We start from the raw sequence: 21,185 nt of genomic DNA, 5'->3' as shown, positions 1-21,185 counted from the left end.
CCACCTTCGCGGATTGCGAAGCGCAGGCCGGCGTCCATGGCGACCGGGTTGATCAGGGTGACAACCATCTTGATGTTGTCGCCCGGCATCACCATCTCGACGCCTTCCGGCAGCTCAACCGCACCGGTGATGTCGGTGGTACGGAAGTAGAACTGCGGACGGTAGCCCTTGAAGAACGGGGTGTGACGGCCGCCTTCGTCCTTCGACAGCACGTAGACTTCGGCGTCGAACTTGGTGTGCGGCTTGATCGAACCCGGCTTGGCCAGAACCTGGCCGCGCTCGACGTCGTCACGCTTGGTGCCGCGCAGCAGCAGACCGGCGTTGTCGCCTGCCTGGCCCTGGTCCAGCAGCTTGCGGAACATTTCGACGCCGGTCACGGTGGTCTTCTGCACCGGACGGATGCCGACGATTTCGATTTCCTCGCCGACCTTGATCACGCCGCGCTCGATACGACCGGTCACCACGGTGCCGCGGCCCGAGATCGAGAACACGTCTTCCACCGGCATCAGGAACGGCTTGTCGACGTCACGCTCCGGGGTCGGGATCCAGCTGTCGAGAGCATCGACCAGCTTGATCACGGCCGGCACGCCGATGTCGCTCTGGTCGCCTTCCAGCGCCAGGCGGGCCGAACCCGAGATGATCGGGGTGTCGTCGCCCGGGAAGTCGTACTTGCTCAGCAGCTCGCGGACTTCCATTTCGACCAGTTCCAGCAGCTCGGCATCGTCAACCATGTCGGCCTTGTTCAGGAACACGACGATGTACGGCACGCCGACCTGACGCGACAGCAGGATGTGCTCGCGGGTCTGCGGCATCGGACCATCAGCGGCCGAGCACACCAGGATCGCGCCGTCCATCTGGGCGGCACCGGTGATCATGTTCTTGACGTAGTCAGCGTGGCCCGGGCAATCGACGTGGGCGTAGTGACGGGTGGTGGATTCGTATTCGACGTGCGCGGTCGAGATCGTGATACCACGAGCCTTCTCTTCCGGAGCGGCGTCGATCGCCGAGTAGTCCTTGAACTCGCCGCCGAAGCGCTCGGCGCCGATCTTGGTCAGCGCGGCGGTCAGCGTGGTCTTGCCATGATCGACGTGACCGATGGTGCCGACGTTGACGTGCGGCTTGGTGCGCTCGAACTTACCCTTTGCCATTGTTGTATCCCTTGATTGTCGTAAGTGGTTTCAGGAGAGGCTGAGCGAGGCTCAGCCCTTCTTCATGACGGCTTCGGCGATGTTGTTCGGCGCCGGCTCGTAATGGTCGAATTCCATGGTGAAGGTGGCGCGGCCCTGGGTCTGCGAACGCAGCGCAGTGGCGTAACCGAACATTTCACCCAGCGGGATCATCGCGTTGATGATCGAAGCGGAGCCGTCACCGGTGGTGTCCGAACCCTGCAGCACGCCGCGACGACGGCTCACGTCGCCCATCACGTCACCCTGGTAATCCTCCGGGGTCACGATCTCGACCTTCATGATCGGCTCCAGCAGAACCGGCTTGGCCTTGGCGAAGCCCTGCTTGAAGGCCATCGACGATGCCAGCTTGAACGCCATTTCCGAGGAGTCGACGTCGTGGTAAGAACCGAAGACCAGCTTGACCTTCACGTCCACCACCGGGAAGCCAGCCAGCGGACCGCTGGTGATGGTTTCGCGCAGGCCCTTTTCGATCGACGGGATGAATTCCTTCGGAATCACACCACCGGTGATGTCGTTGATGAACAGGAAGTCGTCCTTGATCAGCGGAGCGATCTTGGCATCGGCACGGTCTTCAGCGGTGATCGGCGACAGTTCGATCACGACGTGACCGTACTGACCCTTACCACCGGACTGCTTGGCGTGCTTGTAGTCCGACTTCACGTCAGCCAGGGTGATGGTTTCGCGGTAGGCCACCTGCGGCGCGCCGACGTTGGCTTCAACGTTGAACTCGCGCTTCAGGCGGTCGACGATGATGTCCAGGTGCAGCTCGCCCATGCCCGAGATGATGGTCTGGCCGGATTCTTCGTCGGTCTTGACGCGGAACGACGGATCTTCCTGCGCGAGACGGCCCAGGGCCAGACCCATCTTTTCCTGGTCCGACTTGGTCTTCGGCTCGACAGCCATCGAGATCACCGGCTCCGGGAACGTCATGCGCTCCAGGATGATCGGCTGGTCGATCGAGCACAGGGTGTCACCGGTGGTGGTGTCCTTCAGGCCCACGGCAGCGGCGATGTCACCGGCCAGAACTTCCTTGATTTCTTCGCGGTTGTTCGAGTGCATCTGCAGGATGCGACCGATGCGCTCCTTCTTGCCCTTCACCGAGTTCAGGACGGTGTCGCCACCGTTCAGGGTGCCCGAGTAGACACGGAAGAAGGTCAGCGCGCCGACGAACGGGTCGGTGATGATCTTGAAGGCCAGCGACGAGAACGGAGCCTTGTCGTCGGACTTGCGGGTCATGGCGACGTTTTCGTCATCCACGTCGGTACCGGTCACGTCCGGCACGTCGACCGGCGACGGCAGCAACTGGATCACGCCGTCGAGCATGGCCTGCACGCCCTTGTTCTTGAACGCCGAACCGCAGTACATCGGGACGATTTCGGTGGCCAGGGTACGGGTACGCAGCGCGTTGATGATTTCAGCCTCGGCCAGCTCTTCGCCGCCCAGGTACTTTTCCATCAGCTCTTCGCTGGCTTCAGCCGCGGTTTCGATCATGAAGGTACGGGCTTCTTCAGCCTTTTCCTGCAGGTCGGCCGGGATTTCGCCGTATTCGAACTTCATGCCCTGCGAGGCTTCATCCCAATGGATGGCCTTCATCTTCAGCAGGTCGACGACGCCCTTGAAGCCATCCTCGGCACCGATCGGCAGCTGCATCGGCACGGCGACAGCGCCGAGCTTGGCCTTCAGCTGGTCACGGACCTTGTAGAAGTTGGCGCCGGTGCGGTCCATCTTGTTGACGAACGCAATGCGCGGCACCTTGTAACGGTTGGCCTGGCGCCACACGGTCTCCGACTGCGGCTGCACGCCACCGACGGCACACAGCACGAACACCGCGCCATCCAGCACGCGCAGCGAACGCTCGACTTCGATGGTGAAGTCAACGTGCCCGGGGGTGTCGATGATGTTGAAGCGGTGCTCCGGCAGGGACTTGTCCATGCCCTTCCAGAACGCGGTGGTGGCAGCGGACTGGATCGTGATGCCACGCTCCTGCTCCTGCTCCATCCAGTCCATGGTGGCGGCGCCGTCGTGCACTTCACCGATCTTGTGGCTCTTGCCGGTGTAGAACAGGATGCGCTCGGACGTGGTGGTCTTGCCGGCATCGATGTGAGCCATGATGCCGAAGTTACGGTAACGCTCGATGGGAGTGGAACGGGCCACGGGGAGCCTCTCAGATTTCTTGGATTTCGGATGGCCGAACGCCGCCTTGCGGCGGCCTTCGGATTGGCGCAGCCCTTCCGGGGCCGCGAGGCAGCACCGATGTGGTGCTGCCCTGCCTGTTTTACAAGGCCGTCAAACTCACCAGCGGTAGTGGGCGAAGGCCTTGTTGGCTTCGGCCATGCGGTGGGTTTCTTCGCGCTTCTTGATGGCGCCGCCACGGTTTTCCGAGGCGTCGATCAGTTCAGCAGCCAGCTTCTTCGGCATGGTGTTCTCACCACGCTTGCGCGCGGAGTCGATCAGCCAGCGCATGGCCAGAGCCATCTTGCGCGAGGCACGCACTTCGACCGGCACCTGGTAGGTGGCACCACCGACACGGCGCGACTTCACTTCGACCGCCGGAGCGACGTTGTCCAGAGCCTTCTGCACCAGCTCGATCGAGTTGGCGTTCTTCTCGGCGATGACGTCCATGGCACCGTACACGATCTTCTCAGCGACCGACTTCTTGCCGCTCAGCATGACCATGTTGATGAAACGGGCGATGGTTTCGCTTCCGTGCTTCGGATCCGGCAGGACGGAACGCTGCGGAGTATTACCCTTACGCGACATAGTGGTCTCTCCTTATGCCTTCGGACGCTTGGCGCCGTACTTGGAACGGGCCTGGCGACGCTTGGCAACGCCGGCGGCGTCGAGCGAGCCACGAACGGTGTGGTAACGCACACCCGGCAGATCCTTGACGCGACCGCCACGGATCAGGACCACGGAGTGCTCCTGCAGGTTGTGGCCTTCGCCGCCGATGTAGGAAATGACTTCTTCCTGGTTGGTCAGGCGGACCTTGGCAACCTTACGGAGAGCCGAGTTCGGCTTCTTCGGGGTGGTGGTGTAAACGCGCGTACAGACGCCACGGCGCTGCGGGCACTTGTCGAGCGCCGGCGAGGCACTCTTGTACGTAGTAGCTTGCCGCGGCTTGCGGACCAGCTGGTTGATCGTCGCCATCAGTAGGTTCTTCTGATTGGTGGCCGGAAATCCGGCCAGAGATGCGGAAATGTTAAAGCAGGCCAAAATTCTGGCCTGCTGAGACAGACGATTGTAGCAACCTGTCAGGAAAGCAGTCAAACGCCTCCTGTCAAGCCCGTTCCTGATCCTGGAACGTTACTGGGGAGCCTCCGTGCACCCCGTTCAGGTTGACCGGGTGGATCGCGGACGATCCCCCCTGCCCTTTCCCAATCCCGTCGATGGACCGACGGGGTGGTCCGGCCTCGCGGCCGGACCTGATACCTCATTCTTCGCCAGACGCCTGTTCAGCTTCGGCTTCAACGGCCGGAGCTTCAACGGCCGCCGGGGTGCCGGTCAGGGCCTGCATCTCCGAGTCGGTGAGACCCGAAGCGCCGCGGCGGCGGCTGCTGTGGTACGACAGACCGGTACCGGCCGGGATCAGGCGGCCGACGATGACGTTTTCCTTCAGGCCGCGCAGGTTGTCCTTGGTGCCGCGGACGGCAGCTTCGGTCAGCACGCGGGTGGTTTCCTGGAACGAAGCGGCCGAGATGAACGATTCGGTCGCCAGCGATGCCTTGGTGATACCCAGCAGGACCGGATCGAAGTGCGCCGGCAGCTCGTTGCGGGTCGACAGGCGCGCATTCTCCTCGATTACGCGCTGGCGCTCCACCTGTTCGCCGTTCAGGAACTTGCTGCTGCCCTGGTCGGTGATCTCGACCTTGCGCAGCATCTGGCGGGTGATGACCTCGATGTGCTTGTCGTTGATCTTCACGCCCTGCAGGCGGTACACGTCCTGGATTTCCTTCACCAGGTAGGCAGCCAGCGGTTCGACACCCAGCAGACGCAGGATGTCCTGCGGGCTCGGCTCGCCGTCCACGATGGTTTCACCCTTGGTGACATGCTCGCCTTCGAACACGATGACCTGCCGGTACTTCGGGATCAGCTCTTCGTGTTCCGAACCATCGGTGTCCTTGATGATCAGGCGCTGCTTGCCCTTGGTGTCCTTGCCGAAGCTGATGATGCCCGAACGCTCGGCCAGCACCGCCGGATCCTTCGGCTTGCGGGCTTCGAACAGATCGGCCACGCGCGGCAGACCACCGGTGATGTCGCGGGTCTTCGACGCTTCCTGCGGGATCTTGGCGACGACGTCGCCCACGCCCACGGCGGCGCCGTCCTGCAGGTTGACGATCGAACGCGGCGGCAGCAGGTACTGCGCCGGCAGATCGGTGCCCGGGATGGACAGGTCGTTGCCCTTGGCGTCGACGATGCGCACGATCGGGCGCAGGTCCTTGGCCTGGGTACCACGACGCTTCGGATCGGTGATTTCGCGCGACGCCAGGCCGGTCAGCTCGTCGGTCTTCTCGATGACGGTGATGCCGTCGACGAAGTCGATGAAGCGGATGAAGCCGGCAACTTCCGACACGATCGGGTGGTTATGCGGATCCCAGTTGGCCACGGTCTGGCCAGCCTTGATCGAATCACCGTCCTTCGAGGTAATGGTCGCACCGTACGGCAGCTTGTAACGCTCACGCTCACGGCCGTGGGCATCGAGCACCGAGATTTCGCCCGAACGCGACACTGCCACCAGCGAGCCGTTGGCGTGCTCGACCGACTTGAGGTTGCTGAACTTGACCGAACCGGTGGTCTTGACGGTGATGTTGTCGACCGCAGCAGCTCGCGACGCCGCACCACCGATGTGGAACGTACGCATGGTCAGCTGGGTACCCGGCTCACCGATCGACTGGGCGGCGATGACGCCGACCGCTTCACCGATGTTGACCAGGTGGCCACGGGCCAGATCGCGGCCATAGCAGCGACCGCAGACACCGAAGGCCGATTCGCACGAGATCGTCGAACGCACCTTGATGCTCTGCACGCCGGCGTCTTCCAGCTTGGCGACCCAGGCTTCGTCCAGCAGGGTGTTGCGGGTGACGATCGGATCTTCGTCGTTGCCCGGCAGGAACACGTCCTCGGCAACCACGCGACCCAGCACGCGATCCTTCAGCGGCTCGACCACGTCGCCGCCTTCCACGATCGGGGTCATGATCAGGCCTTCGGTGGTACCGCAATCCACCTCGGTGATGACCACGTCCTGCGCGACGTCGACCAGACGACGGGTCAGGTAACCCGAGTTCGCGGTCTTCAGCGCGGTATCGGCCAGACCCTTACGGGCACCGTGGGTGGAGTTGAAGTACTCCTGCACGTTCAGGCCTTCGCGGAAGTTCGCCTTGATGGGCGTCTCGATGATCGAGCCGTCCGGGCGGGCCATCAGGCCTCGCATGCCGGCCAGCTGACGGATCTGCGCCTGCGAACCACGCGCACCGGAGTCGGCCATGATGTACAGCGAGTTCATCGACTTCTGGTCGATGGTCTCGCCCTTGGCATTGACGACCTTCTCGGTACCGATGGTGTCCATCATCGCCTTGGCGATGCGCTCATTGGTGCGCGACCAGATGTCGACCACCTTGTTGTAGCGCTCGCCGGCGGTGACCAGGCCCGACTGGTACTGCTCCTGGATTTCCAGCACTTCGGCTTCGGCCTCGGTGAGGATGCCCTTCTTCTCGTCCGGGATCAGCATGTCGTCGATGCCGATGGAGACGCCGGCGCGGGTCGCGTAAGCGAAGCCGGTGTACATCAGCTTGTCGGCGAACACGACCGTGTCCTTCAGACCCAGCTGGCGGTAGCTGGAGTTGATCAGGCGGCTGATGTTCTTCTTGGTCAGCTCGGTGTTGGCCAGCGCGAACGGCAGGCCTTCCGGCAGGATTTCAGCCAGCAGGGCGCGACCGATCGTGGTGTCCACGATCGAGGTCTTGTTCTGCTTGTTGCCTTCTTCGTCGGTCACCACTTCGGTGATGCGGACCTTGACGCGTGCGTGCAGTTCCACCACGCGGTTGTCGTAGGCGCGCTTTACTTCGGCGATGTTGGCGAAGGCCATGCCCTCGCCCTTCTTGTTTTCCAGCGAGCGGGTCATGTAGTACAGACCCAGCACGACGTCCTGCGACGGCACGATGATCGGCTCGCCGTTGGCCGGCGACAGGATGTTGTTGGTCGACATCATCAGCGCACGCGCTTCCAGCTGGGCTTCCAGCGAGAGCGGCACGTGGACGGCCATCTGGTCACCGTCGAAGTCGGCGTTGAACGCGGTGCAGACCAGCGGATGCAGCTGGATGGCCTTGCCTTCGATCAGCACCGGCTCGAACGCCTGGATGCCCAGACGGTGCAGGGTCGGCGCACGGTTCAGCATGACCGGGTGTTCGCGGATGACCTCTTCCAGGATGTCCCAGACTTCGGCTTCTTCGCGCTCGACCAGCTTCTTGGCGGCCTTGATGGTGGTGGCCAGGCCACGACGCTGCAGCTTGGCGAAGACGAACGGCTTGAACAGCTCGAGCGCCATCTTCTTCGGCAGGCCGCACTGGTGCAGGCGCAGGTACGGACCGACCACGATGACCGAACGGCCCGAGTAGTCGACGCGCTTGCCCAGCAGGTTCTGGCGGAAGCGGCCCTGCTTGCCCTTGATCATGTCGGCCAGCGACTTCAGCGGGCGCTTGTTGGTGCCGGTGATGGCACGGCCGCGACGGCCGTTATCCAGCAGCGCATCGACCGATTCCTGCAGCATGCGCTTTTCATTGCGCACGATGATGTCCGGCGCGCTCAGTTCGAGCAGGCGGCGCAGGCGGTTGTTGCGGTTGATGACGCGGCGGTACAGATCGTTCAGGTCAGAGGTCGCGAAGCGGCCGCCATCCAGCGGGACCAGCGGACGCAGGTCCGGCGGCAGCACCGGCAGCACGGTCATGACCATCCATTCCGGACGGTTGCCCGATTCCAGGAAGGCTTCGATCAGCTTGATGCGCTTGGTGAGGCGCTTCAGCTTGGTTTCCGAACCGGTAGCAGCGATTTCTTCGCGCAGGCGGGTCATTTCCGACTGCAGGTCGATGGTGCGCAGCAGTTCGTACACGGCCTCGGCGCCCATGGCGGCGTCGAAGTCGTCACCGTGTTCCTGGCGGGCGGTCAGGTACTGTTCTTCGGTCAGCAGCTGGCGGCGCTCCAGGGCGGTCAGGCCCGGCTCGGTCACCACGTAGGCTTCGAAGTACAGCACGCGCTCGATGTCACGCAGGGTCATGTCCAGCATCAGGCCGATGCGCGACGGCAGCGACTTGAGGAACCAGATGTGCGCGACCGGCGATGCCAGGTCGATGTGGCCCATGCGCTCGCGGCGCACCTTGGCCAGGGTCACTTCGGTGCCGCACTTCTCGCAGACCACGCCGCGGTGCTTCATGCGCTTGTACTTGCCGCACAGGCACTCGTAGTCCTTGACCGGCCCGAAGATGGCGGCGCAGAACAGGCCGTCACGCTCCGGCTTGAAGGTACGGTAGTTGATGGTTTCCGGCTTCTTCACTTCGCCGAAGGACCACGAACGGATCAGGTCCGGCGAGGCCAGCGCGATCTTGATCGCGTCGAAGTCCAGCGTCTGGCGCTGCTGGTTGAAGAGGTTGAGCAGGTCTTTCATGGTGTTCTCCAGAAGGAGGAATGCTGTGTCGATGGGCTTTCAGTTGACTGCCAGCGGCGCGGCGGCGGACCGCCGCGCCGGCATGGATCAGTTGTCTTCCAGTTCCATGTTGATGGCCAGCGAGCGGATTTCCTTCACGAGGACGTTGAAGGATTCCGGCATGCCCGCGACCATCTCGTGCTCACCGTCGACGATGTTCTTGTACATCTGGTTGCGGCCCTGCACGTCATCGGACTTCACCGTCAGCATTTCCTGCAGGGTGTAGGCCGCGCCGTAGGCTTCCAGCGCCCAGACTTCCATTTCACCGAAGCGCTGGCCGCCGAACTGCGCCTTGCCGCCCAGCGGCTGCTGGGTGACGAGCGAGTACGGACCGGTCGAACGGGCGTGCATCTTGTCGTCGACCAGGTGGTTCAGCTTCAGGTAGTGCATGTAACCGACGGTGGTGTGGCGGTCGAACGCTTCACCGGTGCGGCCGTCGTACAGCTGGGTCTGGCCACTGCTCGGCAGGTCGGCCAGTTCCAGCATGCGCTTGATTTCCGCTTCGGTGGCGCCGTCGAACACCGGGGTGGCCATCGGCACGCCGTCGGTCAGGTTACGGGCCAGACGCAGCAGTTCCTCGTCGCTGAACTGCGACAGGTCGACACGGTTGGCCACGTTGGTGTCGTCGTGGTTGTAGATGTCGTCCAGGAACTTGCGCAGGTCGGCAACCGCAGCCTGGGCTTCCATCATCGCCTGGATCTTGCGACCCAGGCCCTTGGCTGCCCAGCCCAGGTGCACTTCCAGGATCTGGCCGATGTTCATACGCGACGGCACGCCCAGCGGGTTCAGCACGATGTCCACGGTTTCACCCGAGGCCATGTACGGCATGTCCTCGACCGGCACCACGTTGGAGACCACACCCTTGTTGCCGTGGCGGCCAGCCATCTTGTCGCCCGGCTGGATGCGGCGCTTCACGGCCAGGAACACCTTGACCATCTTCAGCACGCCCGGGGCGAGGTCGTCGCCGGCGGTGATCTTGCCGCGCTTGTCGGCGAAGCGACGCTCGAATTCCTTCTCGTGCGCCTGGATCTGCTTCTGTGCGCGCTCGATGGCTTCCGAAGCGTCCTCGTCCTTCATGCGCAGGGCGAACCAGTCAGCCTTCTTCAGGCCGTCCAGGTAGGCGTCGGAAATGACGTCACCCTTCTTCAGGCCGGCACCACCGTTGACCACCTTGCCCACGATCTGCGAACGCAGACGCATGTAGATGGCGGCTTCCAGGATGCGGAACTGGTCGTCGAAGTCCTTCTTGACGCGCTTGATTTCAGACTCTTCGATCTGGCGGGCGCGCTTGTCCTTCTCGATGCCGTCGCGGGTGAAGACCTGCACGTCGATGACGGTGCCGTCCATGCCCGGCGGAACGCGCAGCGAGCTGTCCTTAACGTCCGAAGCCTTCTCGCCGAAGATCGCGCGCAGCAGCTTCTCTTCCGGGGTCAGCTGGCTTTCGCCCTTCGGGGTGACCTTGCCGACCATGATGTCGCCGGCGCGGACTTCCGCACCGATGTACACCACACCGCTTTCGTCCAGGCGGTTCAGCGCCTGCTCGGAAACGTTCGGGATGTCGGCGGAGATTTCCTCCGGCCCCAGCTTGGTGTCACGCGCAACGCAGGTCAGCTCTTCGATGTGGATCGTGGTGTAGCGATCCTCTTCCACCACGCGCTCGGAGAGCAGGATGGAGTCTTCGAAGTTGTAGCCGTTCCACGGCATGAACGCGATCAGCATGTTCTGGCCCAGGGCCAGTTCGCCGATGTCGGTGGACGGACCGTCGGCCAGCACGTCGCCGCGGGCGATGACGTCACCCACCTGGACCAGCGGACGCTGGTTGATGCAGGTGTTCTGGTTCGAACGGGTGTACTTGACCAGGTTGTAGATGTCGACGCCGGCGTCGGTGGCACCGACGATTTCTTCCTCGACCACCTTGACCACGATGCGCGCGGCGTCGATCTGCACGATCTCGCCACCACGACGGGCGTTGACGGTCACACCGGAGTCACGCGCCACGGCGCGCTCGATGCCGGTACCGACCAGCGGCTTCTGCGCACGCAGAGTCGGCACGGCCTGACGCTGCATGTTCGCGCCCATCAGTGCGCGGTTTGCGTCATCGTGCTCCAGGAACGGAACCAGCGCGGCCGCGATCGACACGGTCTGCATCGGCGAGACGTCCATGAAGTGGACTTCCGCCGGCGGCTTCAGCAGCGATTCGCCCTGGAAACGGCACGGAACGAACTGCTCGGTCAGCACGCTGTCGGCATTGGTCAGGGCGTTGGCCTGCGCAATGACGTACTCGTTTTCTTCGATGGCCGACAGGAACTCGACTTCGTCGAAGACCTTGCCGTCCACGACCTTGCGGTACGGGGTCTCGAGGAAACCGTACTTGTTGGTGCGGGCGTACACGGCCAGCGAGTTGATCAGGCCGATGTTCGGGCCTTCCGGCGTTTCGATGGTGCAGACGCGGCCGTAGTGGGTCGGGTGCACGTCGCGCACTTCGAAGCCGGCGCGCTCACGGGTCAGGCCGCCCGGGCCCAGGGCCGAGACGCGACGCTTGTGGGTCACTTCCGACAGCGGGTTGTTCTGATCCATGAACTGCGACAGCTGCGAGGAGCCGAAGAACTCCTTGATGGCAGCGGCAACCGGCTTGGCGTTGATCAGCTCCTGCGGGGTCAGGCCTTCCGACTCGGCCATCGACAGGCGCTCCTTGACCGCGCGCTCGACGCGGACCAGGCCGACGCGGAACACGTTCTCGGCCATTTCGCCGACCGAACGCACGCGACGGTTGCCCAGGTGATCGATGTCATCGACCACGCCGCGACCATTGCGGATCTCGGTCAGGACCTTGATCACGTCCAGGATGTCGGAGCTGTCGCCGTGGGCACCGACCAGGCGCTTGGACTCTTCGTCGTTGCGCTCGCCGAAGTACTTGCTGTCATACAGCACGGCTTCGCCGGTGGTTTCCTTGCGGCCCACGCGACGGTTGAACTTCATGCGGCCGACCGCGGACAGGTCGTAGCGCTCGAAGGTGAAGAACAGGTTGTGGAACAGGTTCTGCGCGGCATCCTTGGTCGGCGGCTCGCCCGGACGCATCATGCGGTAGATTTCGACCAGGGCTTCCAGCTGGGTCTTGGTCGGATCGATGCGCAGGGTGTTGGACAGGTACGGGCCACGATCCAGGTCGTTCACCCACAGGGTGCCCACCGCATCGACGCCGGCCTTGCGGAAGTTCTGCAGCTGCTCGTCGCTGATCTCGTCGTTGGCCTGGGCCAGCAGTTCGCCGGTCGAGGCATCGACCACGTCGTGCGACAGGATGCGGCCGACGATGTAGTCGTCCGGCACGGCCAGCGCAGCAATGCCCGAGGCTTCCAGCTGCTTGATGTGGCGCGCGGTGATGCGCTTGCCGGCTTCCACGATGACCTTGTCGCCGTCGGCGAGGTCAAAGCCCAGGGTCTCGCCACGCAGGCGCTCCGGCACCAGCTCCAGCTGGACGCCTTCATCCGGGTTGATGTGGAAGGTGTTGATCTCGAAGAACTCGGCCAGCATCTCTTCGTTGCTGTAGCCAAGCGCGCGCAGCAGGATCGACACCGGCAGCTTGCGGCGGCGGTCGATACGGGTGAACAGCGCGTCCTTCGGGTCGAACTCGAAGTCCAGCCAGGAACCGCGGTAAGGAATGATGCGGGCGCTGTACAGCAGCTTGCCCGAGCTGTGGGTCTTGCCACGGTCGTGGTCGAAGAACACGCCCGGCGAACGGTGCAGCTGCGAGACGATGACGCGCTCGGTACCGTTGACGATGAAGGTGCCGTTCTCGGTCATCAGCGGGATTTCGCCCAGATAGACCTCCTGCTCCTTCACGTACTTGATGGCCTTGGTCGACGACTCGCGGTCGTAGATGACCAGGCGCACGGTCACGCGCAGCGGCGCGCCGTAGCTCATGCCACGCTGACGGCACTCACGCTCGTCGAAGACCGGCTCGCCCAGCTTGTAGCCGACGTATTCCAGGGCGGCATTGCCGCTGTAGCTGGCGATCGGGAAGACCGACTTCAGCGCAGCGTGCAGGCCGTAATCGGCGCGCTTGGCCGGATCGATGTTTTCCTGCAGGAAATCACGGTAGGAGTCCACCTGGATGGCCAGCAGGAACGGCACTTCGAGAATCGAGCGCTGCTTGCCGAAATCCTTGCGGATACGCTTTTTTTCGGTGAACGAATAGGACGTCATGAGGTCTTCCACCTTGTTGTGCGGGCCGTGCGCCCACGACCCGAAGGAAACTTGAAATTGTCAGTTGGAAGTCGCTGGTATTGCCGGCACCAGCACGCCTTCTCTTGCTACTTCCAACTGCCAACTCGTCTGCATCTACTGCCCTGCTGCAGCGCGAGGCGCTGGCTGGCGAGGTTGTGACCGCAGCCCGTGTTGGGCTTTTTTCCGCATTTACATCGTGTATTGCATGAAACGACCAAAGGCCGGGGGCTTACGCCCCCAGCCTTGGCTGCATCGCCGTGAATCGATGACGATGCAAGGGAAGTGCTTACTTGACTTCGACAGTCGCGCCAGCAGCTTCCAGGTCCTTCTTCATCTTCTCGGCTTCGTCCTTCGAAGCATTGTCCTTCAGGACGCCGCCGGCTTCGGCCAGGTCCTTCGCTTCCTTCAGGCCCAGGCCGGTGATGGCGCGGACGGCCTTGATGACTTCAACCTTCTTGTCGCCAGCGGACTTCAGGGTGACGACGAATTCGGTCTGCTCTTCAACGACGGCAGCCGGGCCAGCCACAGCGGCGGCAACCGGAGCAGCGGCGGAGACGCCGAACTTCTCTTCGATGGCCTTGACCAGCTCCATCACTTCCATCAGGGACTTCTCGGCGATGGCGTCGACGATCTGTTCGTTGGTAAGGGACATGATAATTACCTTTGGATGATTTTCTGGGTTGAGGTTCCGTCAGGAACCACTAAATAGTCGAAACTCAGGCGGTCTCGGCGGCCGGTTCAGCAGCTTCAGCGGCTTCGCCACCGTTCTGCTTGTCACCGATAGCCTTGATGGCGCGGGCGAACATCGTGACCGGCTCGGCCAGGACGCGTGCCAGCATTGCCAGGGCCTGGTCGCGGGTCGGCAGCGATGCCAGAACCTCGACGTGGCTCGCCGGGAACACTTCACCACCGATGGCGACGACCTTAGCCTTCAGCTTGTCGTTGCCCTTGGCGGCTTCCTTGATCAGGCGACCGGCTGCGCCGGGCTCCTCGAGCGAGAACGCGTACAGCAGCGGACCAACCATCTGGTCCTGTGCGACTGCGAACTCGGTGCCTTCAACGGCACGCGAAGCCAGGGTGTTCTTGACAACTTTCAAGAAAACACCGGTTTCACGGGCCTGCTTGCGCATCGCGGTCATCTGGGCGACCGTGGTGCCAGCGTATTCGGCTGCGATCAAGGAGTGGGCCTTGGCGGCGACGTCTGCCAGCTCGGCGACTACTTCTTGCTTCTGGGACAGATTGAGAGCCATTGCACTCCTCCAATTGAACTCCGCTTACGGCTCCTGCCGTGTGCGGTCCTGTGCGGCATCCGTCCTGGACGCCGGGAACATCGGAATGATGCTCCGGGGGTGGGCCGTTCCAGACCTGGAGTGCAATCGGGGAAGATCCCAGACGTGCGTGAACCAGAAAAACTCCAGAAGGGCACCATCTACGCAGGTTGATTCCGAAGAATCGATTAAGCGGTCATTGCTGCTCCGGCGGCGACTCCCTGCCATATCGAGCTTCCGTGCCCGTCGCCGGTATTGCCACGACCGCGCCTGCGGTCTTTGACGGCTACCGCCAGCAATGGACTGCCAGCGATGCCTTCAAATGTCACGGTCACGGTGCCCGAGGGTACCGTGACCGCTTGAAACAATTACTTCAGGGTCAGCGACGACTGGTCGACGGTGACGCCCGGGCCCATCGTCGAGCTGACCGAAACCTTCTGCAGGTAGGTGCCCTTCGAGGTAGCCGGCTTGGCCTTGATCAGGTCCAGCAGCAGCGCGGTGAGATTCGACTTCAGCGCGTCTTCGGCGAAGTCGGCCTTGCCGATGGTGCAGTGGATGATACCGGCCTTGTCGGTGCGGTAACGGACCTGGCCCGACTTGGCGTTCTTCACGGCTTCACCCGGGTTCGGGGAAACGGTGCCGACCTTCGGGTTCGGCATCAGGCCGCGCGGGCCCAGCACGGTGCCCAGCTTACCGACGACGCGCATGGCGTCCGGGGTCGCAATGACGACGTCGTAGTTCAGGTCGCCGGCCTGCATCTTCTCGGCCAGATCGTCCATACCGACGGCTTCGGCGCCAGCGGCCAGGGCTTCGTCAGCCTTGGCACCGGCCGGAGCGAAGACGGCGACGCGGACCGACTTGCCGGTACCAGCCGGCAGCACGGTGGAGCCACGGACCTGCTGGTCGGACTTCTTGGCATCGACGCCCAGGCGCACGGCAACGTCGATCGACTCGACGAACTTGGCCTTGGTGGCGGTCTTCAGGATGTTGATCGCGTCTTCGAAGGCGTACGACTTGCCCGGGACAACGGCGGCCTTGATGGCCTTTTCGCGCTTGTTCTGTGCCATCTGATTAACCCTCCACCACGAGGCCCATGGAACGGGCAGAGCCAGCGATGGTACGCACGGCGGCGTCCAGATCGGCGGCAGTCAGATCCGGTTCCTTCGCCTTGGCGATCTCTTCCAGCTGCTTACGGGTGACCTTGCCGACCTTCTCGGTGTTCGGGCGCTTGGAGCCCGACGAGATGCCAGCGGCCTTCTTCAGCAGGGTGGTGGCCGGGGTGCTCTTGGTGATGAAGGTGAACGTACGGTCCGAATAGGCCGTGATGATCACCGGAACCGGCAGACCCGGCTCGAGCTTCTGCGTGGCAGCGTTGAACGCCTTGCAGAATTCCATGATGTTCAGGCCGCGCTGACCCAGCGCAGGACCGACCGGCGGCGAGGGGTTGGCCTGACCGGCCTTTACCTGCAGCTTGATGTAACCGACAACTTTCTTTGCCATGAGTATGCTCTCCGGGTGCTAGCGCCTTGCGACAACAGGCTCCCCATCGGACCGGGAATCACGCGTCCCGGCATCGCGTTTTGAAATCATGCTGAAGGCCGCCTTGCGGCGGCTTCGTCCTGCTGGCTTCCCAGCGGGGAGCCGCGCACTATATCAGGTTTTTTCATCACATGCCTGAAGCCGCACGTAAACGAACGAAACCGGGCTGAGCCCGGTTTCTGGTCCGGAGTCGAGCATGGCTCGACTCTACGGGGCCGCTTAGACGGCCTTTTCGACCTGGCCGAACTCGAGCTCGACCGGGGTGGCACGACCGAAGATCAGCACCGAGACGCGCAGACGGCTCTTCTCGTAGTTGACTTCTTCGACGACGCCATTGAAATCGTTGAACGGACCGTCGGTGACGCGGACCATCTGGCCCGGCTCGAACAGCACCTTCGGACGCGGCTTCTCAACACCTTCCTGGACGCGGTTCAGGATGGCCTCGGCCTCGGAATCGGCGATCGGCAGCGGACGATCGGCGGTGCCGCCGATGAAGCCCATGACGCGCGGGGTTTCCTTGACCAGGTGCCAGCTTTCGTTGTCAATGCGCGGGATGCCGGCTTCTTCGTGGGTCTCGATCTGGACCAGCACGTAGCCCGGGAAGAACTTGCGCTCCGAACGGCGCTTCTGGCCAGCGCGCATTTCGACCACTTCTTCGGTCGGGACCAGGACGTCGCCGAAGCGCTCTTCCATGCCGTCACGGGCGATGCGATCACGCAGGGCCTGCGCAACCGACTTCTCGAAGCCCGAATAGGCGTGAACGACGTACCAACGCTTCATGCAAATCTCCTTAGCGGGTCAGGAACAGCTGGACCAGCCGCTGAATGACGTAATCGAATCCACCCAGCAGCAGGCTGAGGATGATCACCACAACCATCACGACCCAGGTCATGCGGGTGGCTTCCTGGCGCGTCGGCCAGACCACCTTGCGCAGCTCGAAGCGCGACTCGGAGAGGAATTCGCGGGTATCACGACCCTTGCCGGTCAACAGGAACACGCCGATACCACCGGCCAGACCCACGACAACGGCCAACGCACGCAGCTGACCCGTCCACGCGCCCAGCTGGGCAGCACGACCGGAGTCAGCGGAGAACCAGAACCATACGAACAGACCAGCCAGCACCAGCAGCGCGGCGACGGCATACTTGGCGATATCCCCACCCTGGGTGGAGGTGTCCTTGGAGTGTTCGATCTTGCTATTCATCAGGCTATGTCTGCTTTAGCGGACGAACCGCTGGATAAGGTTGGCAGATGGCACGCCAGGAGGGACTCGAACCCCCAACCTGCGGTTTTGGAGACCGCTGCTCTGCCAATTGAGCTACTGGCGTACAGATTGAAACTTGCCTTCCCTTAGACGGCGAAGGCGGACCGAGGTTCCCGGCCCGCCACTCGCGCGACCGGCAGCGCTATGCAACCGCCGGCTTTGCAGGCTTACTCGATGATGGTGGAGACCACACCGGCGCCGACGGTACGGCCACCTTCGCGGATTGCGAAGCGCAGGCCGGCGTCCATGGCGACCGGGTTGATCAGGGTGACAACCATCTTGATGTTGTCGCCCGGCATCACCATCTCGACGCCTTCCGGCAGCTCAACCGCACCGGTGATGTCGGTGGTACGGAAGTAGAACTGCGGACGGTAGCCCTTGAAGAACGGGGTGTGACGGCCGCCTTCGTCCTTCGACAGCACGTAGACTTCGGCGTCGAACTTGGTGTGCGGCTTGATCGAACCCGGCTTGGCCAGAACCTGGCCGCGCTCGACGTCGTCACGCTTGGTGCCGCGCAGCAGCAGACCGGCGTTGTCGCCTGCCTGGCCCTGGTCCAGCAGCTTGCGGAACATTTCGACGCCGGTCACGGTGGTCTTCTGCACCGGACGGATGCCGACGATTTCGATTTCCTCGCCGACCTTGATCACGCCGCGCTCGATACGACCGGTCACCACGGTGCCGCGGCCGGAGATCGAGAACACGTCTTCCACCGGCATCAGGAACGGCTTGTCGACGTCACGCTCCGGGGTCGGGATCCAGCTGTCGAGAGCATCGACCAGCTTGATCACGGCCGGCACGCCGATGTCGCTCTGGTCGCCTTCCAGCGCCAGGCGGGCCGAACCCGAGATGATCGGGGTGTCGTCGCCCGGGAAGTCGTACTTGCTCAGCAGCTCGCGGACTTCCATTTCGACCAGTTCCAGCAGCTCGGCATCGTCAACCATGTCGGCCTTGTTCAGGAACACGACGATGTACGGCACGCCGACCTGACGCGACAGCAGGATGTGCTCGCGGGTCTGCGGCATCGGACCGTCAGCGGCCGAGCACACCAGGATCGCGCCGTCCATCTGCGCGGCACCGGTGATCATGTTCTTGACGTAGTCAGCGTGGCCCGGGCAATCGACGTGGGCGTAGTGACGGGTGGTGGATTCGTATTCGACGTGCGCGGTCGAGATCGTGATGCCACGAGCCTTCTCTTCCGGAGCGGCGTCAATGGCCGAGTAGTCCTTGAACTCGCCACCGAAACGCTCGGCACCGATCTTGGTCAGTGCGGCGGTCAGCGTGGTCTTGCCGTGGTCGACGTGACCGATGGTGCCGACATTGACGTGCGGCTTGGTGCGCTCGAACTTACCCTTGGCCATGGCTGCTTATCTCGAATTCGTCTGGTGTGGTGCTTAAGATGGTGCTCACAAAAGGAATCGAACCTTCGACCTCTTCCTTACCAAGGAAGTGCTCTACCGACTGAGCTATGTGAGCGAGTTGTGCATTATGGCATGAACTCGATAATATTCAAAGTTCATTCAATGGAGCGGGAGACGGGAATCGAACCCGCACCATCAGCTTGGAAGGCTGAGGTTCTACCATTGAACTACTCCCGCACCGGGAATGTGCCACAACGTGAATCTGGTGGAGGGAGGTGGATTCGAACCACCGAAGGCGTAAGCCAGCAGATTTACAGTCTGCCCCCGTTGGCCGCTTGGGTATCCCTCCTTACCACCCCATGCCGTTGCCGCCGAAGCGTTGCGGTGTGTGGTGGTGAGCCGCTTATTCTGCTGATGGGACGGGGGGCTGTCAACGCTTTTTTCGGTTTTTTTCACACGCTGTCGCAAACCCATTGATACGCAAGGTTATTGCCCTGGCAGCACCAGGGTCTCATTGGCGAAAATTGCGACGTGGGGCACTCCGTCCGCGCCAATCCAGCCCCGATACATGCCCTGCGTGTTGAACGGCGTGGCCGCTTTTCCGTCTGCGGACAGCACGATGGCGCCACCATCGCCACCCATCTGCGGGATGCTGTCGTTGATGACGCCCTTGCCGGCCTGCTCCGGCGTCTGCCCCTGGTAACGCATGCGCGCACAGATCTCGTGCGCCGCTGCTGTGCGGATGTAGTACTCGCCCCAACCGGTACCGGACACTGCGCAGCGCGCATCGGCCCAGGTACCAGCACCGATGATCGGCGAGTCGCCCACGCGTCCGTAGCGCTTGTTGGTCATGCCGCCAGTGGACGTGCCTGCCGCAAGATGCCCCTGCGCATCCAGCGCGACGGCACCGACGGTGCCGAAGTGCTTGGCCGTTTCGAGATCGGCATGGGCCTGGCCCCTGGCCTCTTCCTTCAGTGCGCGCTGCAGCTGCTGCCAGCGCTTGTCGGTGCGGAAATACGAGGGATCCACCAGGCTGACGCCCTGCTCGACCGCGAACGCCTCGGCGCCCTGACCGACCATCATCACGTGCGGCGATTTCTGCATGACCAGCTGCGCCAGCTGGATCGGGTTGCGCACGCGCTGCACGCCTGCGACCGCACCGGCCGCCTGGGTGGCGCCATCCATCAGCGAAGCGTCCAGTTCGTTGTGGCCGTCATGGGTGAACACCGCGCCCTTGCCTGCATTGAAGGTGGGATCGTCCTCGAGCACGGTGATCGCCGCGGTGACCGCCGCCAGCGCCGGGCGACCCGCCACCAGTTCGGCATGCCCCTTCAACAGCGCTGCCTTCAACGCCGTGCGCGCGGCCTTCTCTTCAGCCGGTGACAGATCCTTGCGCTCGACCCCTGCCCCGCCATGGATGACCAGCAGCGGCGAGGTGGACGGCGCTGCCTGCGCGAGCAGAGGCAGGGACAGCAGGGCAGACAGCGCCAGGCGCAGTTTCATCAGGTACGTCTCCAGGGTGGTTCAGGGAATGGGCGGTGCCGGTAGTGCCGGCCGCTGGCCGGCAGCACCATGCCAATGATGCGTCCAGGGGGCCGCCGGCCAGCACTACCGGCGCGTGATTTCGATCTCGCCGTCGGTGATGTCCGCCATGGCGTGGTAGTCGACGTCGGCCTGGAAGTCATCCAGGCGCAGGCGTCCACCGCTGGCGACCACGGTGACCGGCACGGCATGGAACTGCAACGGCTCGCCTTCGACCATCCGGTCGGCGTCGCGGCCGGGGCTGACCACCCAGACCTTGCCTTGGCCATCGGCGCTGTAGACCTGGGCCTGGCCGTCGGGCTCCACGCACAAAGCGGTGTCCTCATCCACGCCGATGCCGACCATGTCCGGATCACCGCTTTCCTGCGCGGCGCGGGCCACGAACACGATCAGACGGCCGAGCCGGTCGCGCTTGTCGAAGTGGGTATCGGTGACCACGCGCTGCAGGTAGGGCATGTGCAGGAAGCCGCTGTCCAGGGTGACCGCGCTGCCCATCGGGTCGGCCAGCGCGCCGGCCGAGGTGATGCTGCCGCCATCGAGGGCGCCGTAGGCATAGCCGCCAAGGATCGCCAAGCCAGCGCTGGTGCCGGCGATCGGCTTGCCTGCGCGCACGTGCGCATTGAGCGCGCGGTTGAGCGCCGTGCCCTTCCAGAAGCGGATGTAGCGCGACTGGTCACCGCCGGCGATGAAGATGGCATCGGCCGCGGCAACCACGCGCAGCACCGCAGGATCGTCGGCGCCGCGGCGGTTGTCGAACACCAGGGTCTGCACGGCGGTGGTGCCGCCGATATCGCGGTACAGGCGCTCCTGCAGCTCGTCGCCACCGGAGGCGCGCAGGATCAGCACGCGGCCGTTGCCGGCCTGCCGCAGCCACCACTGGAAGGCCTCGGGCACCCACTCGCCGCCGCCCATCAGCATCATCGCAGGGGCGCGTGGACCGGGACGAGGTGCATCCAGGTCGCCAATCTCGTAATAATCGAAGCCAGAGGAATGCAGGTCGCGGGAGTCCTGCGCTGACGCCAGCGGAGCCATCACGGCCAGCGCCACCCCCAGCACGAGGCTTGACCAGAATCGGCGAACAAGGGAACTCATCGTGGATCTCCCTGTACA

At 63.4% G+C, this 21,185-nt stretch carries 15 protein-coding genes and 4 tRNA genes; all 19 read right to left on the bottom strand.

The genetic code is table 11. The features are described 5' to 3' along the window. The coding region (tuf, locus tag DCO49_RS09920; protein WP_116863895.1) for an elongation factor Tu at window positions 1-1,148 on the bottom strand (1,148 nt) is incomplete at its 3' end. Window positions 1,149-1,199: 51 nt separating this feature from the next. Next, window positions 1,200-3,341: an elongation factor G gene (gene fusA, locus DCO49_RS09915; RefSeq protein ID WP_116863894.1), complete on the bottom strand. Its 2,142-nt coding sequence runs from the start codon at window positions 3,339-3,341 to the stop codon at window positions 1,200-1,202. Between the two features lie 138 nt (window positions 3,342-3,479). Then, entirely contained in the window at window positions 3,480-3,947 is a 468-nt protein-coding gene (gene rpsG, locus DCO49_RS09910; protein ID WP_108767848.1) for a 30S ribosomal protein S7, read from the bottom strand. A 12-nt stretch (window positions 3,948-3,959) separates the two neighbouring features. Beyond that, a complete protein-coding gene (gene rpsL, locus DCO49_RS09905) occupies window positions 3,960-4,334 on the bottom strand; it encodes a 30S ribosomal protein S12 (RefSeq protein ID WP_004145320.1) in 375 nt (124 codons plus the stop codon). 283 nt (window positions 4,335-4,617) lie between these two features. Beyond that, window positions 4,618-8,841 (bottom strand): DNA-directed RNA polymerase subunit beta', encoded by a 4,224-nt coding sequence (rpoC, locus tag DCO49_RS09900; RefSeq protein WP_116863893.1) that lies wholly within the window; start codon window positions 8,839-8,841, stop codon window positions 4,618-4,620. A gap of 87 nt (window positions 8,842-8,928) precedes the next feature. Then, on the bottom strand, window positions 8,929-13,083 hold the full coding sequence (rpoB, locus tag DCO49_RS09895) for a DNA-directed RNA polymerase subunit beta (RefSeq protein WP_108758330.1): 4,155 nt from the start codon (window positions 13,081-13,083) through the stop codon (window positions 8,929-8,931). Between the two features lie 307 nt (window positions 13,084-13,390). After that, window positions 13,391-13,756 carry a 50S ribosomal protein L7/L12 gene (gene rplL, locus DCO49_RS09890; RefSeq protein ID WP_108767846.1) on the bottom strand — a complete coding sequence of 122 codons (366 nt, stop codon included), beginning with the start codon at window positions 13,754-13,756 and terminating at the stop codon, window positions 13,391-13,393. Window positions 13,757-13,820: 64 nt separating this feature from the next. After that, window positions 13,821-14,354 carry a 50S ribosomal protein L10 gene (gene rplJ / locus DCO49_RS09885; RefSeq protein WP_079220748.1) on the bottom strand — a complete coding sequence of 178 codons (534 nt, stop codon included), beginning with the start codon at window positions 14,352-14,354 and terminating at the stop codon, window positions 13,821-13,823. A gap of 386 nt (window positions 14,355-14,740) precedes the next feature. Next, window positions 14,741-15,439 carry a 50S ribosomal protein L1 gene (rplA, locus tag DCO49_RS09875; protein ID WP_079220747.1) on the bottom strand — a complete coding sequence of 233 codons (699 nt, stop codon included), beginning with the start codon at window positions 15,437-15,439 and terminating at the stop codon, window positions 14,741-14,743. A 4-nt stretch (window positions 15,440-15,443) separates the two neighbouring features. Beyond that, entirely contained in the window at window positions 15,444-15,872 is a 429-nt protein-coding gene (rplK, locus tag DCO49_RS09870; protein ID WP_004145248.1) for a 50S ribosomal protein L11, read from the bottom strand. 258 nt (window positions 15,873-16,130) lie between these two features. After that, window positions 16,131-16,691 (bottom strand): transcription termination/antitermination protein NusG, encoded by a 561-nt coding sequence (gene nusG / locus DCO49_RS09865; RefSeq protein ID WP_108748649.1) that lies wholly within the window; start codon window positions 16,689-16,691, stop codon window positions 16,131-16,133. A gap of 10 nt (window positions 16,692-16,701) precedes the next feature. After that, a complete protein-coding gene (gene secE / locus DCO49_RS09860; protein ID WP_116863892.1) occupies window positions 16,702-17,115 on the bottom strand; it encodes a preprotein translocase subunit SecE in 414 nt (137 codons plus the stop codon). Window positions 17,116-17,163: 48 nt separating this feature from the next. Continuing rightward, window positions 17,164-17,239: transfer RNA gene (locus tag DCO49_RS09855), tRNA-Trp, on the bottom strand. 103 nt (window positions 17,240-17,342) lie between these two features. Continuing rightward, complete coding sequence (gene tuf / locus DCO49_RS09850; RefSeq protein WP_079220745.1) at window positions 17,343-18,533, bottom strand: elongation factor Tu; 1,191 nt, start codon at window positions 18,531-18,533, stop codon at window positions 17,343-17,345. Between the two features lie 39 nt (window positions 18,534-18,572). Beyond that, window positions 18,573-18,648 (bottom strand) — tRNA-Thr (locus tag DCO49_RS09845). A 48-nt stretch (window positions 18,649-18,696) separates the two neighbouring features. Further along, window positions 18,697-18,770: transfer RNA gene (locus DCO49_RS09840), tRNA-Gly, on the bottom strand. A 26-nt stretch (window positions 18,771-18,796) separates the two neighbouring features. Further along, a tRNA-Tyr gene (locus DCO49_RS09835) sits at window positions 18,797-18,882 on the bottom strand. Window positions 18,883-19,019: 137 nt separating this feature from the next. Next, window positions 19,020-20,036 (bottom strand): isoaspartyl peptidase/L-asparaginase, encoded by a 1,017-nt coding sequence (locus DCO49_RS09830; RefSeq protein WP_116863891.1) that lies wholly within the window; start codon window positions 20,034-20,036, stop codon window positions 19,020-19,022. A 105-nt stretch (window positions 20,037-20,141) separates the two neighbouring features. After that, entirely contained in the window at window positions 20,142-21,167 is a 1,026-nt protein-coding gene (locus tag DCO49_RS09825; RefSeq protein WP_116863890.1) for a cyanophycinase, read from the bottom strand. Window positions 21,168-21,185 lie beyond the last annotated feature (18 nt).

The sequence above is a fragment of the Stenotrophomonas sp. SPM genome, from assembly GCF_003105135.1.
Lineage (GTDB): Bacteria > Pseudomonadota > Gammaproteobacteria > Xanthomonadales > Xanthomonadaceae > Stenotrophomonas.
Note: the sequence above shows the minus strand (reverse complement) of the source record. Positions and strands in the feature narration are given on the sequence as shown.